Annotated in this window: 18 protein-coding genes; 6 read left to right on the forward strand and 12 right to left on the reverse strand. The window is 40.3% G+C overall.

Annotated elements, in window-relative coordinates; genetic code table 11:
* Window positions 1-123 precede the first annotated feature (123 nt).
* The gene (locus QNI29_RS16190) at window positions 124-438 is read left to right on the forward strand and encodes a PepSY domain-containing protein (protein ID WP_231417508.1); all 315 of its coding nucleotides are present in this window, start codon (window positions 124-126) and stop codon (window positions 436-438) included.
* Between the two features lie 45 nt (window positions 439-483).
* Here the strand turns inward: QNI29_RS16190 and QNI29_RS16195 are convergent, their stop codons facing one another.
* A complete protein-coding gene (locus QNI29_RS16195; protein ID WP_231417509.1) occupies window positions 484-1,326 on the reverse strand; it encodes a YtnP family quorum-quenching lactonase in 843 nt (280 codons plus the stop codon).
* 60 nt (window positions 1,327-1,386) lie between these two features.
* Complete coding sequence (gene trmB / locus QNI29_RS16200; protein WP_231417510.1) at window positions 1,387-2,040, reverse strand: tRNA (guanosine(46)-N7)-methyltransferase TrmB; 654 nt, start codon at window positions 2,038-2,040, stop codon at window positions 1,387-1,389.
* A gap of 256 nt (window positions 2,041-2,296) precedes the next feature.
* On the opposite strand from trmB, the gene QNI29_RS16205 reads away from it, so the two are divergent.
* Together QNI29_RS16205 and QNI29_RS16210 are read left to right on the forward strand one after the other, a co-directional pair.
* Window positions 2,297-2,467 carry a hypothetical protein gene (locus QNI29_RS16205; protein WP_231417511.1) on the forward strand — a complete coding sequence of 57 codons (171 nt, stop codon included), beginning with the start codon at window positions 2,297-2,299 and terminating at the stop codon, window positions 2,465-2,467.
* Window positions 2,468-2,658: 191 nt separating this feature from the next.
* The gene (locus tag QNI29_RS16210; protein WP_231417512.1) at window positions 2,659-2,943 is read left to right on the forward strand and encodes a YtzH-like family protein; all 285 of its coding nucleotides are present in this window, start codon (window positions 2,659-2,661) and stop codon (window positions 2,941-2,943) included.
* Here QNI29_RS16210 and QNI29_RS16215 read toward each other — a convergent pair.
* Both QNI29_RS16215 and QNI29_RS16220 read right to left on the reverse strand, forming a co-directional pair.
* Complete coding sequence (locus tag QNI29_RS16215; protein ID WP_370635467.1) at window positions 2,933-3,796, reverse strand: phosphotransferase; 864 nt, start codon at window positions 3,794-3,796, stop codon at window positions 2,933-2,935. The genes QNI29_RS16210 and QNI29_RS16215 overlap by 11 nt on opposite strands.
* A gap of 134 nt (window positions 3,797-3,930) precedes the next feature.
* Entirely contained in the window at window positions 3,931-4,866 is a 936-nt protein-coding gene (locus QNI29_RS16220) for a diacylglycerol/lipid kinase family protein (RefSeq protein ID WP_231417513.1), read from the reverse strand.
* Window positions 4,867-4,944: 78 nt separating this feature from the next.
* Here QNI29_RS16220 and QNI29_RS16225 point away from each other — a divergent pair, with 78 nt between their 5' ends.
* Entirely contained in the window at window positions 4,945-5,973 is a 1,029-nt protein-coding gene (locus tag QNI29_RS16225; RefSeq protein WP_231417616.1) for an EAL domain-containing protein, read from the forward strand.
* Here the strand turns inward: QNI29_RS16225 and QNI29_RS16230 are convergent.
* Genes QNI29_RS16230 through QNI29_RS16250 form a run of 5 tightly spaced genes read right to left on the reverse strand, consistent with a single transcriptional unit; the run spans window position 5,960 to window position 10,995 of the window.
* Window positions 5,960-6,805: a nuclease-related domain-containing protein gene (locus QNI29_RS16230; RefSeq protein WP_231417514.1), complete on the reverse strand. Its 846-nt coding sequence runs from the start codon at window positions 6,803-6,805 to the stop codon at window positions 5,960-5,962. The two genes, QNI29_RS16225 and QNI29_RS16230, sit on opposite strands and share 14 nt — an antisense overlap.
* Before the next feature lie 8 nt (window positions 6,806-6,813).
* Window positions 6,814-7,371 (reverse strand): RNA 2',3'-cyclic phosphodiesterase, encoded by a 558-nt coding sequence (gene thpR, locus QNI29_RS16235; protein WP_231417515.1) that lies wholly within the window; start codon window positions 7,369-7,371, stop codon window positions 6,814-6,816.
* Between the two features lie 14 nt (window positions 7,372-7,385).
* A complete protein-coding gene (locus tag QNI29_RS16240; protein WP_231417516.1) occupies window positions 7,386-8,573 on the reverse strand; it encodes an MFS transporter in 1,188 nt (395 codons plus the stop codon).
* Window positions 8,574-8,593: 20 nt separating this feature from the next.
* Complete coding sequence (gene pepV, locus QNI29_RS16245; protein ID WP_231417517.1) at window positions 8,594-10,006, reverse strand: dipeptidase PepV; 1,413 nt, start codon at window positions 10,004-10,006, stop codon at window positions 8,594-8,596.
* Complete coding sequence (locus QNI29_RS16250; RefSeq protein ID WP_231417617.1) at window positions 10,003-10,995, reverse strand: potassium channel family protein; 993 nt, start codon at window positions 10,993-10,995, stop codon at window positions 10,003-10,005. Before QNI29_RS16250 ends, pepV begins: the two co-directional genes overlap by 4 nt.
* Before the next feature lie 197 nt (window positions 10,996-11,192).
* On the opposite strand from QNI29_RS16250, the gene QNI29_RS16255 reads away from it, so the two are divergent.
* Window positions 11,193-11,411: a DeoR family transcriptional regulator gene (locus QNI29_RS16255; protein ID WP_231417518.1), complete on the forward strand. Its 219-nt coding sequence runs from the start codon at window positions 11,193-11,195 to the stop codon at window positions 11,409-11,411.
* Window positions 11,412-11,479: 68 nt separating this feature from the next.
* Here QNI29_RS16255 and QNI29_RS16260 read toward each other — a convergent pair whose 3' ends face one another.
* Window positions 11,480-12,208 (reverse strand): pseudouridine synthase, encoded by a 729-nt coding sequence (locus tag QNI29_RS16260; protein WP_231417519.1) that lies wholly within the window; start codon window positions 12,206-12,208, stop codon window positions 11,480-11,482.
* Between the two features lie 12 nt (window positions 12,209-12,220).
* Window positions 12,221-13,900, reverse strand: a complete 1,680-nt coding sequence (locus QNI29_RS16265) for a putative polysaccharide biosynthesis protein (RefSeq protein ID WP_354665914.1) — start codon at window positions 13,898-13,900, stop codon at window positions 12,221-12,223.
* Window positions 13,901-13,983: 83 nt separating this feature from the next.
* Between QNI29_RS16265 and QNI29_RS16270 the strand changes: the two genes are divergently transcribed.
* Window positions 13,984-15,240: a BaiN/RdsA family NAD(P)/FAD-dependent oxidoreductase gene (locus QNI29_RS16270; RefSeq protein WP_231417520.1), complete on the forward strand. Its 1,257-nt coding sequence runs from the start codon at window positions 13,984-13,986 to the stop codon at window positions 15,238-15,240.
* Between the two features lie 137 nt (window positions 15,241-15,377).
* Here QNI29_RS16270 and QNI29_RS16275 read toward each other — a convergent pair whose 3' ends face one another.
* Complete coding sequence (locus QNI29_RS16275) at window positions 15,378-16,541, reverse strand: acyl-CoA dehydrogenase family protein (protein WP_231417521.1); 1,164 nt, start codon at window positions 16,539-16,541, stop codon at window positions 15,378-15,380.
* Window positions 16,542-16,653 lie beyond the last annotated feature (112 nt).

The raw sequence follows: 16,653 nt of genomic DNA on the forward strand, positions 1-16,653 counted from the left end.
TGATCTCTTCATTATTTTAACGAATGTTCAGAATTGTTTCCACCTATCCACCCTATTATTTTCTATTTTGCTCATTTTCGTCTATACTATTAAGTATAAATCGTTAGTAGTGAGGTGTTAGGAATGAAATTGAAACGTTCATTGGTAGCTTTAGGTGTTGGTACATTAGTTGGTGTAGTAGCATGGAAACAAATTAACGACAAACAGCAACTATCTCCTGAGAAAGCTTTGAAGATCGCTAAGGAATCTTTCAAACGACAAGGTCCTATAAGCGGTTCTTGGATTCACATGAAAACAGAAGAATTCTCAAATGATGACCTGCCGTACACGGTTTACCGTGGAGGCGTATCCAGATCTATGGATGGTCAAACAAAGCAATATGAATTCTATATGGATGCTGCTACAGGAACCATCCTAGACGTAAGCGTAGTTGCTTAATGACACAAAAGGTATCTCCATTTAGGAGATACCTTTTTTCCATGTCTACCGTTGTCTTTTCACCTGATTGACTACGTCACCATCTTGATTAAACTGTAAGGCTCTGTAATAAGCATCATGATAGAACGTGTACCAAGCTTTTCGATTGTACCCGTATTTCATCCAATCTTCTTTTTGATGGACAGAAGTAACTGGGTAATCGTCATAGGCTAATACCCACAACACATTCTGATGAGCATGAGTTGGCATAATATCAGCCATATGAATAAAGAGGTCTTCTCCATCACCAAACTTAATAACACTATGACCAGCACTATGCCCACCAGTATGAATCATATGCAAACCTTCATGAATCTCCATGGATTCCTCAAAAGGGCGAACCTTATCCTGAATAGGCTTCCAGTTCTCTTCCCAATATGTATTCCTAGAACGAAGGTTTGGGTTTTTCATTTCGTTCCATTCTACAGAAGAAGTATAGATTACTGCATTTTCAAAAGCCGGAACAAGATTTTCATCTTCCCATTTAGTCAATCCGCAAGCATGATCAAAATGGAGGTGAGTCATTAAGATACCATCAATTTCTCTAGAATGATACCCTAGTTGTTGGAGAGAATCCTCCACAGAAGACTCCTCATCCACACCAAAATTTCGGAGCTGTTTGTCTGTCATCTTTTCATTGCCGATCCCAGCGTCAATTAAGAATTTCTTCCCATCTAACTCTAGCAGGATAGGATCTGTTCGAAGCTCAATTTGGTTCTTGTCGTTATGTGGATATTTACGACTCCACAAGGGTTTTGGGACAACACCAAACATCGCTCCTCCATCCAAATGGGTGACCCCTCCACTTAACCACGTTAACTTTGCACGACCTACATGTAACGTTTCCATAACATCTTCCTCCCGTCTTTCATCAGTTTAACACAGACGAATATCAGGGTGTAAGCGTTATCAATCAGTCAACCTATCCGGAAAGCGTACGCGGCACCGATAAATCGGCTGACCTTTATTGGAGAACTTCTCTTCGTACTCCGTCATGACATTATAAGGATCTTCTAAACCATGAAGATCGAGGTTGACTTCTTCAATTTTACAGCCATACTGCGAGAAACTCATAAGAGAGTATTCAAACAAGTGCTGGTTGTCTGTTTTCATAACAATTTGGCCATTTGGTTTTAAAACAGCTTCATACTGTTCTAAAAAAGTATGGAAAGTTAAACGACGCTTTTCGTGTCGAGATTTAGGCCATGGATCTGAAAAGTTCAAATAAATCTGGTCGACTTCATTATCACCAAACAAATCTCTAAGGTCACTTGCGTCTACATTCAAGAGGCGTACGTTTGATACATCTGCATCTAACACCTTTCGAAGCGCCCCTACAATGACACTTTTTACACGTTCTATACCTATAAAATTAACCTCAGGATGCTGTTTACCCATCCCAGATATAAATGCACCTTTACCTGAACCAATCTCTAGATGAAGTGGCTGGTCCTCTTTAAATTCATCGTTCCATTTATCTTTTTTTGAAAAGGGCTCTTCTACGACAACATGATTATTTTCTCTCATGAAGTCATCGGCCCACGGTTTATTCCGAAGTCGCATCTTGCCTTCCTCCTTACCATAATCAATGTTTACCTTATCACGAACAAATAAAAAGTGAAAGTTTTTGTCGATACGAAGCTAAACCTTCTATCTTAAAGGAAACAAGCGCTTTTTTCCCCCACTGTCACCTTAAAGAAGCGAGATCTTGATATACGATTAAATTTCCTCCTAAAAAAGGGAAAAATGCTGTTGGGTTGGAAGCGCTTTCTATTTTAAGATATAGAAAGTGTTCAAATACGGAAACTGGAGTGATTTCATGTTAACTCTCTTATCTAAATTTACAGAAGCATTGGTTCTTTTAATGTTAGGCATATCCTTTGTAGGTTACGCGGCTTTTGTATACCCATTTGAAAAGCTTCATGAAAAGACAAATTCAGAAGTTAAAGCGAACCAACTTAAATATGCACCGAATGCATCAAACGCATAAATCAAACCCTTCTTAAACAACAAACATTACAGCCAGCGCCTTATAAAACCACAAAAAAGAACTTTGGGATGTATCCTATCCCAAAGTTCTTTTTTTACCCTAATAAAGGAGGGTGAGTATTTAATTTGTAATAATGGTGTACATATTCCCTTTAAAACCGTAGAAACTATAGATAGAAAGGGGATAGATGTATGCCATTAACAGTGAAAGATCAAGTTAACATTCTTTATGACTTGCTTAGTGAACATTCAGAAGACTGCTGCGGAAGCGTTTCTGAATGTCAGCAAATCCAACGGCTAGTCCGTTCCATTCTTTCGAAGAAAGAATTACAGGACGAACATGTCCTGCGTTCCTTACCGGCTATTTATGATTACGGTAAAGCCGGGGAAGATTCAGGGGACTTAACAACCCATATCACATCCAACCAATCGCAGTTAGAAGAATGGGTTTCATCTATTGGAAATGTTAAATATTAATAATCCCCAATTTCACCATGAGCCGCTTAAGGTCTTCAAGCCAACGAGCGGCTTCTGATTCTTCACGGCGATTTTTATGCCATTGGATGAAGGAAACCGTTTGAGCTACAATGTACCAATGCATCCGTACCAACAATGGCTCATCTAATTCAATTCCGTAAGTGTCCAGCCAAACATCCCATTCCTCTTCTGGGATATACCAATGTAAGATCATACCTAAATCCATTGCAGGATCAGCAACCATCGCATTGTCCCAGTCAATTAAATACAGTTGATCTGCATCTGTCAAAAGCCAGTTATTATGATTCATATCACTATGACAAACGACTTTCTTCTGGTTTTGAACGTGGGGAAGCTGTTGTTCAAGATAGCGTAATGCTTGATGAATCTCTATTTGAGTATTAATGAAACTTGAACATTGTTCTTGTTTCTTTAAGTCATTTAAATAATCGATAGGATCTAAAGGTTGTTTCCCTAATCGCATGAGCAGATCTAACAATTCAGATGAATGGTGAATTTTACTTAACAGCTGGGCTACTCGAGGATGCTTAATTTCTTCAGGCTTTAGCTCTCTACCTTCTAACCACTGCTGAGCAGTAATAACATCACCATTTTCCATTCGTTTCGTCCACACAAGCTTAGGGACGATCCCTTCTGCTGACAGCACAGCTAAAAAAGGTGAGGAATTTCGTTTAAGAAATAGGCGCTTTCCTTCGTGGTGTGCATAGTAAGCTTCTCCTGTAGAGCCGCCTGCTGGGGTAATTGTCCAATCATTACCGAGTATTTGTTCCAACCAATTCACCTTCAATTCCTCAAATCTGTACAGGTTTGTTTTCTTTATGATCGTAAGCATGTATAATAGTTATGAATATCGTACTGGATCAACTCGTGTCCTCTTATTCAGAAGCTATCACTTAGGGTGATTTTTTAAAGACACGACAACAATAGATTAACGCATTTTAACTGTTGAATTCAAGTCTTATTCCGTTATTTCTTTCCTTTAAATACCGCCCTCGGTATTTTTTCTTTATAAATATGACTTGATTTGCAATATCCACCCTCACCATCCACATGATAGGCCAAGGCTTCATTGCTTTTTACCTCCACATGATAACCCGTTAGAATTTCTACTTCTTTAAGACGAGTATGTCCACCCCAGAATACGGTCGCAAACATCAAAAGGACTTTCCACTTTGGTATGTTTTGAAGTATGAGAAGCGACAAACGCTCAGAGTCTTCCGAAGCTCCCGGCAAGATTTTCATACCGCCCCCGTAATAACCATGAACGCCGATTGTCACCATCCATATGTTTTGATAGATATGTGTGTCCCCATCTACCGTTACCTCAATCGTTTTTGGTTTATATGTTCGCAACGTCCTTAAAAGCGCCAGACAGTATATGAGAAAGCCTGCATGATAGTGATTAAGCCATTTCTTCATAGCAGATTTGTTTGCTGCTTGAACAATCTCACCGTCGAAACCAAACCCAATGCTGTTTGCAAATAACCTTGCATCTTTCTGATTGCGCCGATTCATTCTGTACATTCCTGCACGATAGGGAGAATAATGCGGAGCATTTAAGATTGACTGAAAGATTGAATCAGGTCGATTCTTATGAAGTGTCGCCTTACCGAAATCATTACCAGATCCCCCTGGAATAAAAGCTAAAGGGATATCAGGAAATTTCTTCAATCCATTCAATACTTCATGAACTGTACCATCCCCTCCAATTACAATTACACATTCAATCTTATGCTTGTATATTTCTACCAATTGGCGAGTGAGAGATTCTCCATGCCCTGCGTACTCTGTAGTAAATGTTCTGCAATCCTTCTCCTTATAAAGAGGGATTGTACAAATTTGTTCATGTAAGCGTTTGGCCCTGCCATTTCCTGCAGCTGGATTAAGAATGACGATATACATATAAAAAAATCCCCTTTTCCAAACCTTATTACTTCTGAAAATAGTCCTATTTCTATTATACTAGTATAAAAAGGAGTGATGATATTGTCTATCGACTGTCAATGGTGCGGCACTTCAGTATCCTTGCCTTCAAGTGGGTACATGACCGTACGGACGACAAACAAGTATCAAAACTGGGAACAATCAATCCAACTGCCCATAAGCCAGCAAGGAGAAAGTTTCCTTATGTATCAATTTCATTCCCATCATGAGTTACTACACAACCTACAAATTTTATTAGAACACAATATGCACCAGGAATGGGTTCATTTCAGTGACACTAAGCAAGATCAATCGGTCCCTTTGCAAATCGAACATTTGTATGAGCGTTTATCACATCCTGAACTCGTTACGATCATAGAAGAAGGCCACTTCACCTCTTATCTTCAACCCATCGTACACATGGATACAGGTGAAGTATATGGGTACGAAGCCCTTTTACGCTCAAGGGATGGAAGTGTTTCTCCCGGTGAATTATTTTCGTTTGCCAAACGTGCTGGTCTTCATTCCATGCTCGACCAGAAAGCTCGCGAAGAAGCTGTAAAAGCAAAAGCTGAACTTATTCCATATGGGCAAAAATGTTTCATCAATTTTCTACCTTCAACCATCTATGTTCCAGAACATTGCCTAAGTCATACCTTCAACATTGTAAAGAAATATAATGTTGATCCTAGTGATCTCATATTTGAAGTCGTCGAAACAGAAAAAATACACAGCATCGATCACTTACATAATATATTTTCAACTTACAAAGCATCAGGCATGCACGTTGCCTTGGATGACGTTGGGAGTGGCTATAGTACGTTAGAAGTACTTAGTTTATTAAAACCCGATTTCGTAAAGATTGACCGTGACTATATTCAAGATTGCCAGAAAGACCAATCCAAGCAATCATTTCTTGAATCCGTGCAACAAACAGCATCTGAATTGAACATAACGCTGTTAGCAGAAGGCATAGAAACCACAGAAGAATATCAATGGTTAAGAGAATCTGGTATTCACCTCGGGCAAGGGTACTTCATTGGAAAGCCTTCTCCACAGCCTATAGAATCTTTTATTCTTCCATAAAGGATTCTTCTCGGCCCCATTCTGTCCGCTTAACTGATGTGACTTGAGTGTGTTTGAGGAGAGAAGCCATTACTTTCATCTGCTGATATTTTAAAGGAGACTTGAACCCTCTCATTCGTTCAAACCATTCTTCATATTCTTCAAGACCAACATATTCGGTCTGATAGGGTTCTAGATTATATTCGATCCTATTCGTTGAAGACAGAACCAGCTGTTTGACAGGATACTCGATTCCATGAGCTTTCAGGATACTTTGAATGATTCTCGCTGTACGTTTCAATGAAATCAATGGGCTTAAAAAGCGAGTACGTACGTTTTTCTCCTCTTTATACCATGAACGTTCATCCCCAGGAATATAGGTGACATCTTCTGACTCTTGAAGATGCTTCACACAATAAATTCCCTGGGGATGAACAATAATAGAATCGGCTTCCATTGGTGCTTTCTTAATTTGAAAGATCGGATCATAAAGAAGCAGGAAGGTATCGGGAAACCTTTGTAATAAGTATCGAAGTGTTTCATCATATTCATATGTCTTATCTAGGAAAGACATCTCTGTTAACGTACGAGAAGCCCACTTCAGTTGAAAGGGAAGTAATCCATCAAGGAAGTACTGCTTTAATTCTTGCTCATTTTTCGGAGCGGCCCCTTTATAAATAAAAGAACTTAGTGCCTCATTGTATTCGCTTTCTTCTAATTCAAAGCGACGGTTCCATAAGGATTTCAGTTTTTTCCAGTTCCCTTGTTTTAGGCGAATGAATTGACCTGGATATCGATAAGGATCTGCTGTATACCTCGATACATAATCTTGTAATTTTACTAACTGTGCCATAATAAAAGTTATGCCTCCTCTCCTAATTTAAAGTGTTCAACTCTTTCATACTTTGGTTGCTGATCCGGGTGAATACGAAACAAAGAAAAGGAATGAACAAACTCTTCCTCACCAATCATTGCTTCTGGAATAGATGAGAGAAATTTTTGAGGATTATTCCATTTCTTAGCTAAGGTAATATGCGGGGTGTAGGAACGATTGTCCTTTTTAAAACCCGCTTCCGCACACTGATCCTGCACTTCTCGATGTAGGGCTGTAAGAGAGTTTGTTTTTTCAGCCCCAACCCATAACACTCTAGGTTGATTCTCTTTCCCAAAGGTTCCGATTCCTTTTAATAGGATGGGGAATGGAGAATGAGATCTAGCGACTTTCCTCATTCTTTGTTGTATTTCTTCTACTTTCCCTGGCTTTACTCCACCTAAAAAAGTCAATGTAATATGAAGGTCTTTCGGGTTTGTCCACTGCTTATATGAGACATCTTGCGACAAATTATTTTGTAGTTGAGCTAATGTCTGTTGAGCAGGGACTGATAAAGAAATCCCTATAAAATAATGGGTCTCAGCCACGATCGATCATCTCCTTATGTTTCTGCCTGAGCGGCGTAAGAAGTTTGGCTAACTTCAGAACGTACCAGTATAATGATGAGTAATCCAAGAAGTGTCATCAGAGCAAAGAAGCCATACATCCCATACACGTCAAAGCGGTCTAGCAATACCCCACCAGTAAACGTAAAGAACGCGTTCCCGACCCCATTACCAACTGCAGAGTATAGTCCAACGGCTGTTGCTTGAACATCTTTCGGCGCAGTTTGACGCACGAATAATAACGCAGCTGGTATATAAAGGCCTACGGAAATACCTTGTACAATCGTAGTACTGTAGACAAGCATGGCTGAAGGTTCAAAGAAGTAAAACAACCACCTCGCACCCGACACCGAAGCACAAAGCATCATAACCGGAATAACTCCCATCTTATTAATAACCTTTTGAGAGATATTCATAAACGGGGCTTCACTACCGGCTGCTAAGAGAAAAGCAATTCCCACTCCAGATAAAGTGCCTCCTACAGTGAGAATAAACGTGCCAAAGTAATAGTTGTTAGCAAGCACCGGACCAAATATTAAGAAATTCGACAACAAAAACAAAAGGAACGTTTTTTGTTTCACCAATGTTCTAAAGCCCTCACGGAAGCTCACACCAACATGTTGACCCCTTTTTGGAAAGGCCGTAAGAGCAATAGCCGATAAAACCAGTCCAAAACTAAACGCGTAAAATACCCAGGTTAAATCTTGAGTTACATCTGTAATCCGGCCAACTATAAAAACAGCAATCGCGAAACCAACCGCTCCCCACAAGCGTATATTGCCATATTCTTTATTGAACTGTTGCACGAAGTGAAGAGACAAGCTATCAGATAAAGGAACGACAGCTGATTGAAAGATTGCAACAGCTATAATCCCCAAGAATAAAGTTAAAAACGTATCCATTTGTGTATACAAGAGCGACATAGCGCTTGCCATAAGTACCGCTATAAACAGAAGTAATCTTGGTCGTCTGCTGATATCACTAATCATTCCCCAAATCGGCTGGATAAAAATCGTGACAATTGGGATGGTAGCTACAATAAGGCCAATTTGGGTATGATCCAACCCTTGCTCTTTTTCCAAGTATACAGAAAGCAATGGAAACAGGGATCCAAACCCGAAAAAGGCGAGCACATAAAATAATTGAAAAAATCGATAGGTTCGATTTGGTGAAGTAATGTTCATAGTTGTTTCAAGCCCTTTCTCTAATCTTCATCACTAACGGCAAGTTCATACAAGGCTTCTGCATAAATAAGAGCCGCTTGAAGTAAGTCCTCTACCATCACATGTTCATCTGCATTATGAGCCGTATCAGGACTGTGGGCAAACATCGCGCCATAAGCAACACCCTGCGTTAAAGCTCTTGCGTAAGTAGCTCCACCGATCGCCATCGGTTCTGTCGTATCACCTGTATGCTTTTCATAAATCGAAAGAAGCTTTTGGACAAACGGGTGGTCTTTAGGTAAATAAATGGGCTCTAAATGCTCTTGAATTTCGACTGATGCGTCACTTTCCTGTAAAGAACCAGTGAAAGCATTAAACCATTCTTCAAAAGGGACCGCTACAGGATAACGGGTGTTTAAGCCCATAATGCATACGCCACCCTGGTAAGATAGGGTTCCGAGGTTCATCGTCAATGGGCCTGAAATCACATCAGCACATTCGATAGAGAAAGCTGTTCCTCGACCATCCTCAAACTTATCCCCAATCCACTTCATGAGTTCTCTTACAGATGGAGAGAATGGTAACGTCTCTAAAAACTTAGCCATACCGACAATCGCGTTAATTCCATTACGGGGTTCCATTGCATGAGCTGATTTCCCAGTAACGGTTATGACATATTCCCCATCTTCTTCAATAAGGGAACCTTTATAATCTGTTTGTAAAAGGAATTCATCAAACAGACTTTCAATCTCTTCGTCTGAACTCCCCTCGACGCGTGCTGTTGCTTTATAAGGAACCATATTCAATCGTTCTCCACCATCAAACCTCGTAAGAGTAAGCGAATTTCCCTCTTCTACTTCAATCTTTTTGGTCACTTCCATATCCAGCAACCCTTTTTCGGCATGAATAACCGGGAAGGCAGCGTCAGGTGAGAAACCTATAAATGGCATTTCTTCTTGTTTGAAGTAATGCTCCATACACGCCCAACCTCGCTCTTCATCTGTCCCCAAAATAAGCCGAACCCGTCTCTTTGGCTTTACACCCATATCCTTTAGCCATTTCATTGCTAAAAAGGCTGCCATCACAGGCCCTTTATCGTCTTGTGTACCCCGAGCGAACAACTTACCATTCGACACATAAGGGTCAAATGGATCATGGGACCAACCTTCGCCTGGAGGAACCACATCAAGATGTCCAAGCACACCAATTAACTCCTCACCTTCCCCCCATTCAATATGGGCGGCATATCCATCTACATCTTTTGTGACAAAACCTTCTGATTCGCCTAGTTGAAGCATATACTGTAATGCATCTTGTATAGATGTTCCAAATGGTGCCCCTGCTTGAATCGTACTTGGATCATACATACTAGGGAATCTCAGTAATTCTTGCAGATGTTCAAGGAAATAGGGTTGAAGGGTCTGAAGTTGGTCTTTATGAAATTGAATGTTCATTGTGTAACCTCCTTTAAAATGTCTTGATACGTCTCTTTATCACAGATGATATAGAGTTCTGCTTCGTTAGGGATTTGTTCATCAAGCATACGATTAATGCTAAGGTTTTGACGGTCTGCAATTAATGTAGCTCCATAGTTCAATAATTCTTGGAAAGCATCTCGGTACGTATTCCAACTAGATTTAGTAGGAATATGGTATAGGTCATCTCCTTGATCACGATTTAGTAACTGACTAAATACGCCTGATATCCCTTTAATAAACGCAGAACGCACTGCAAGAGATGATATGGTTTCGTGAGAGAATATAAATTCGTTCACATTCACATGTTCGAAATTGCGGATATGATGCTCTTCCATAACTTCCACTACGGTGTGAACTTCTGAATTCAACGACTCAATCGTGGATGAGATCAGTAAAGTCTTCCCATCTTTAAGCTGTGAATTATGTATTTCATCATCAGCAAATATCAGAACAGCTTTCGCTTCCATAATGTTTGCTTGATGAAGAGTGCTCGGAGCAGCCGCATCTCCACGAACATAATGAATATTCTCCGCTAATAAAGGAGCTTTTTCCATTGTATCAATGATCACAATCTCCGTGTCAGGCTTCGTTGCCAAAATTTCCTTAACCGCAAAAGCAGCTTTTTGAGACCAGCCTATAATAATGTAATGCCCTTTTTCCTTAAACACGATGGTTCCATCCTCCCTCATCTTTCTGTACATTGTTAAGCCATCTACTACTTTCCCAATGACTACACCAATTAGACCAATACCAACTAGATATAAAAAGATTGCAATGAGTCTTCCTCCTACAGTGGCAGGTGATAAGTCACCATATCCTACTGTAGTAACCGTAGTCATGACCCACCAAAACCCATCGAACAACGTAGGAAACGTTTCAGGTTCGACCCACCTGATTAGAAGGGATGAGATGAGAACAAGTGCAATACTACTGAGAAATAATAGCTGGTTATTAATCTTAATCATTTTCAATATAATCCTTCTTAATAAAATCATGGAAACCTCCCTTTTTTACATCCCATTTACACTTTGCCTAATAAAGTGAAGGTTCTGTAAATTTAAGTTGATTCACTAGCTATTATACAACGAAATATAGTAAAATTAAGTCAACTTCCAAGATTCACAGGCACCACATCTAAAACAATCTCTTAAGGAGTGGTTTTTTGAATCGTTCAACTACCCGTATGCTAAGTAGAGTAAAGGCTGTCTATTTATTTATTAGAGAGCACGGGACGGTATCAACAACAGACTTATCAGAGGAGTTTGGTATTACGCACAGAACGGTCCAACGCGACCTGCACGTTTTGCAATACAATGGATTGGTTGAAAGTCCGAATCGAGGAAAGTGGACTATTACAAGAAAAAGAGTCAAAATATCATAATGAAGACTTTGAAACATAATGTCCTAAAGGAAGACCCGGATGAATTAAATCCGGGTCTCTTTTATATCTTATTCACTCTTTTGACCAGTTTGTTGATATAGAAATTCTATTTCTTCATCATTTAATTCTCTATATTCACCTGGCTCTAAATCTTCATCTAATTCAAGGCCAGCCATACTTAAACGTTTAAGGTAAGTTACCTTCTTCTCGACACTCTCAAACATGCGCTTCACCTGGTGAAATTTCCCCTCTGTAATGACAAGTTCAATCTCAGATTCCTCACCTGATTGCAAAATGGTTAAGTCTCCTGGCTTTGTCTTATAGCCATCATCAAGTGTTACACCACGTTCGAAGGCCTTCACATCCTCCTCAGTAACGACACCATCAATTAGCGCATAGTATCGCTTCCCAACTTCTTTCTTGGGCGACAGAAGCTGATGCGTGAGTTTTCCATCATTTGTGAGTAGGAGAAAACCTTCTGTATCCTTATCTAAGCGGCCAACTGGGAATGGCTCAAACACAGCATCCTCTGGCTGTAATATATCAACTACCGTCATGTCATTTTGATCTTCTGTAGCGGAAATCAAACCTTGAGGCTTGTTCATCATTAAGTAAATGAACTCCTTGTACTCCACAGTTTCCCCGTATACTGTTACTTCTTGCTTCTCCGGGTCTACGTGCGTTTTAGCATCCTTAACAGGTTGGGCGTCTACTCGCACCACACCTGATTTAAGGATTTTTTTCACCTCTTTACGCGTTCCGTACCCCATATTCGCTAACAATTTATCAATTCTCACATTATTTCCTCCTTACTTCCGTTTCAAGAAGCGATCAAGAACCTTCACACGGTTCCCTAACACTCTTTCCAATAACGTCGTTTGATAGGCCACCCATAGATAGAATGTCCCACCAATGCCCGCACTAATTAGTAATACACCAAGGGCTGCAAAGCGGCCATTTTCGTAATGTAACCCTGTTAAACTTAACAACCATTTCACGACAAGTACAATGATTGTCATCAAGATGGTTAGTATGAGTACAAACAAGGTTCTCTTATAAATTTGTTTATAGGAGAAATCTGCAGCTGAATGGATCTTCCATAAATTTAATACCACAGCTGTCAACACAGCAATTCCTGTGGTTAAGATAATTCCCTTTGCTCCGAACCAAGTAATAAAGGGAACATTTAAGATCACTTTCAACAAAAAACCTGCTCCAAGGCTGATCACTGCAAATCGCTGTTTGTTTAATCCTTGCAGAATAGAAGATGTGACCGTAAATAAGGCATAGAACAATGCAACAGGAGCATACCAACGAAGGAGGTTTCCTTGTTCACTAATCCCTATTGTTCCACCTTCGCTTAACGTCACACCGAAAAATGTTCCGTATGCTTCATGAGATAGGGTGGCAATTCCCACTACGGCGGGAAGAATAAGAACAACAATAATCTGCAAGGCCTGATTCAACTGATGCTTTAACTGTTGCTCTTTCCCTTCCGTAAAGGATTTTGTAATTGTTGGCAATAACGCAAGAGAGAGACCTGTTGCTAATGTAACCGGAATGATGACTAATTTATGACTATATAAATTAACAACCCCGAATAACTGTTCAGCAATATCTCCATTACCTGCAGCTGCCATAGCCCTGTTAAAGGTCAAGCTATCCACTTGCTGATAGAGTGGCGTTGCAATCCCTACTAGAACGAATGGTCCAGCATAGGTTAAAAGTTCTTTTAGCAGTTTTTGAATGGAGATATCTGTCTGTTCAATCTGTTGCTCCATACGACCATCAAGCATTGGCTTTTGCTTTCGCCAGAAGTACCAAAGTACAACAGCAGAAGCAATCGCCCCAATAAAGGCAGCAAATGAAGCAAAGTTTACTGCTGTTGGAATATCACCAGACCCCATTTCCATCACAATGTAAACAGAAATAAGAAGAAAAGCAATACGTACAATTTGTTCGATTACTTGTGAAACCGCGGTCGGTTCCATGTACTCATACCCTTGGAAGAAGCCACGAACAATACTCATACCAGGTATAATAAGCAACGCAAAGCTAATCATTTGTATAACTTCCGTAACATCTTCTTTTGTAATTCCATTAGGATTATCGGAAATCGATAAGTCTGCTAAAAAGCCTGCGCTAAAGTACATAATAAGAAAAGCAAGGATTCCGGTAACTGCCATTAATCCCATACCTATTTTAAATACTCTGCGACCTGTATAATAATCACCAAGTGCATTATATTTTGAAACAAATTTTGAGACAGCTAGCGGGACTCCCACAGTAGAAACACTTATAAAGATGGTATAAGGAATATAAGCAAAACCTAAAAGTGTACCACCAGTATTTCCTACTAGGGCCTCAAATGGAATAACATAGATCATTCCAAGAAGTTTCGATAAGAAAGTTGCTGCCGTGAGCAACATTGTTCCTCGTAATAACGTCGATCCTGACATAATTTCACCTGCATTTATTGTAGTTTGCAACGGATCTATTTTATCATAGATAGAGTGAACATCGATTTCATTCTGATTACAAAATCAGATTGCTATAGAAAGGACGAACCTAAATGTATGATGTAACCGTACTAGGGGGTGGCCCCTCTGGTTTAATGGCAGCCATTGCCGCTGCTGAAAATGGAGCCAATACCCTTCTAATTGATAAAGGGAAAAAGCTCGGAAAAAAACTCGCTATCTCTGGCGGAGGACGTTGTAACGTAACCAATCGTTTACCACAGGATGAAGTGATTAAACACATTCCAGGGAATGGACGATTCCTTTACAGCGCCTTTTCAACATTTAATAACTACGATATCATCGAGTTCTTCGAGAATCTAGGAGTAGAATTAAAAGAAGAAGACCACGGTCGCATGTTCCCAGCCAGTAATAAAGCAAAAGATGTGGTAAATGCGCTCCTATCCCGTATGGATGAACTGAACATAACAATTATGAAGAATACTCCCGTAGAAACCGTGGATTACGGGGAAAGTCACCATACCATCCACTTAGCTTCTAAAGAAGAGATCGAGACAAAAGCACTTGTCATTGCGGTGGGCGGAAAATCTGTTCCACATACAGGCTCAACAGGAGATGGCTACGCATGGGCAGAGAAAGCCGGGCACACGATTACGGACCTTTATCCAACAGAGGTGCCACTCCTAAGCCAGGAACCATTCATTCAAAGCAAGGAACTACAAGGGTTAGCTTTACGTGATGTAGCGCTCTCTGTCTTAAACCAAAAAGGAAAAACCATTGTAACACACAAAATGGACATGCTGTTTACCCACTTTGGGATTAGCGGCCCAGCTGTTTTACGTTGTTCTCAGTATGTGGTGAAAGAATTTAAAAAAGGCCACCGCCCTGTTCCTATGCTAATTGATTGCTTTCCTGATAAGAAGGAGCACGTCTTATTTGAAGAAGCACGAGCGCTAATGGATGAGAATCCAAAGAAAAGTGTGAAGAATATCTTTAAAGGGTGGGTCCCTGAACGGTACTTGGAGCTCTTATTAACCCAAAATGAAATCGGCCTAGAAGACCGGGCTACGAATACGTCGAATGAGAAGCTTGAGGGATTCGTGAAGAATCTTAAACAATTTACATTCCACGTACAGGATTCACAGTCGATTGAGAAAGCCTTTGTGACTGGAGGAGGCGTTTCGGTCAAAGAAGTGGTGCCAAATACCATGGCGTCGAAGAAAACAGAACGCCTTTATTTTAGTGGTGAAATTTTAGATATCCATGGCTATACAGGTGGATATAACATTACTTCCGCGCTCGTAACAGGTCGAATTGCCGGCACATACGCCGCCTATGATTCTTATCAGTGATATCATCATAAAGGAAGAGGGTGTCCCGCAACGAGCGAGACACCCTCTTTTCGTTTTACAGTTTCGTGTGATTGTTTCTACTAACATATTATTCAAGCTTAGCCGTTCTTGTAAAGTATTTGGAGATGTTCGTGATTTTACAATTCTTTGATAGCAGCTTGGGCCATGTTTTGAATGACCATGTCATCCATAGGCGGGTTATGCAACCCTGCTCGAACATCTCTGTAGTATTGCTCAAAAGGATAACTCTTTGATAAACCTCTCCCTCCTGCAATACGCATCGCTAAATCGACTACTTCATTTGCAGCATTCGTTGCGACCGTTTTAACCGCTCCAAGGGAAGGCGCTAACACTTCTCTTCTTTCAGGATACTGATCCCATTGTTCAGCAACTGAATACATGAAACTCCTGGCATGAAGTAATTTCATCTCCATTTCTCCAATTTTATCCTGTATATGAGAAACTTCTGAGATTGGACGATCCAGGCTGTTCGGCTGAAAACCTTTCGCAAATTCAATTGCGTCATTCCTAGCTGCAATGGCAATCCCTAAATATACAGCAGGAATGTGTAGAAGCCACCCCTTAGGACCTCCTTTTTTATCCCCTTGCAGTTCAACTAAATCTTCTGCCTTTACATTCACATCCTGAAGCACCAGATCATGACTTCCCGTACCCCTCATGCCTACTGTGTCCCACGTATAATCTATATCGATCCCTTCTTTAGAAGAGTCAATTAAAAACCACCCTACGGCATCTTTGTCTTCTATATAAGCCGAAACGATATAGTAATCTAATAGACTGGCCATAGAAGTGAACGTCTTCCGGCCTGTAATGGAGTAGCCATCTTTTATAGAGACGGCAGTAGTTTCAGGGACCCCTCCTCTTGTAGGGCTTCCTGTAGCAGGCTCAGAGGCTGCTCGGTTTACAACTTTCTTTTGATCAGCTACTTCCTGCGCAAACTTCTTATAAACGTCCTCATCCCACAGAGGTTCATCATTCAATTCCATCATAACCCCTAAATGCCACCCTATAGAAAGAGCCGTAGCGCCGTCTCCTATAGCTAAACGCTCTTGAGCTAAAAGCAGCTCATATAAAGACACTTCCTCTCCTCCAAACTCTTTTGAGAGAGTCAAAGTCACATAATTATGCTCTTTTAAATCATGTAACGTCTCTTTTTGAAAGTCGGCTTCTTCGTCCGCTTTTTTTCTCCGTGATTTAGCGAGATCCGCAACCTCTGTAGCTTTTTGATATATATATTGATGTCGATCATTTTTTATAAACGGTTCATAGATTTTAAACACTAGGATCCCTCCAAGATGTGATCTAGTTAAATCATACTAAACCAATCAGAATTATGAAAACATTACGCTCTTCATCCCATAAAGAAAGATCGTCCCGGTATGAGACGATCTT

The organism is Pontibacillus chungwhensis (assembly GCF_030166655.1).
Taxonomy (GTDB): Bacteria; Bacillota; Bacilli; order Bacillales; family BH030062; genus Pontibacillus.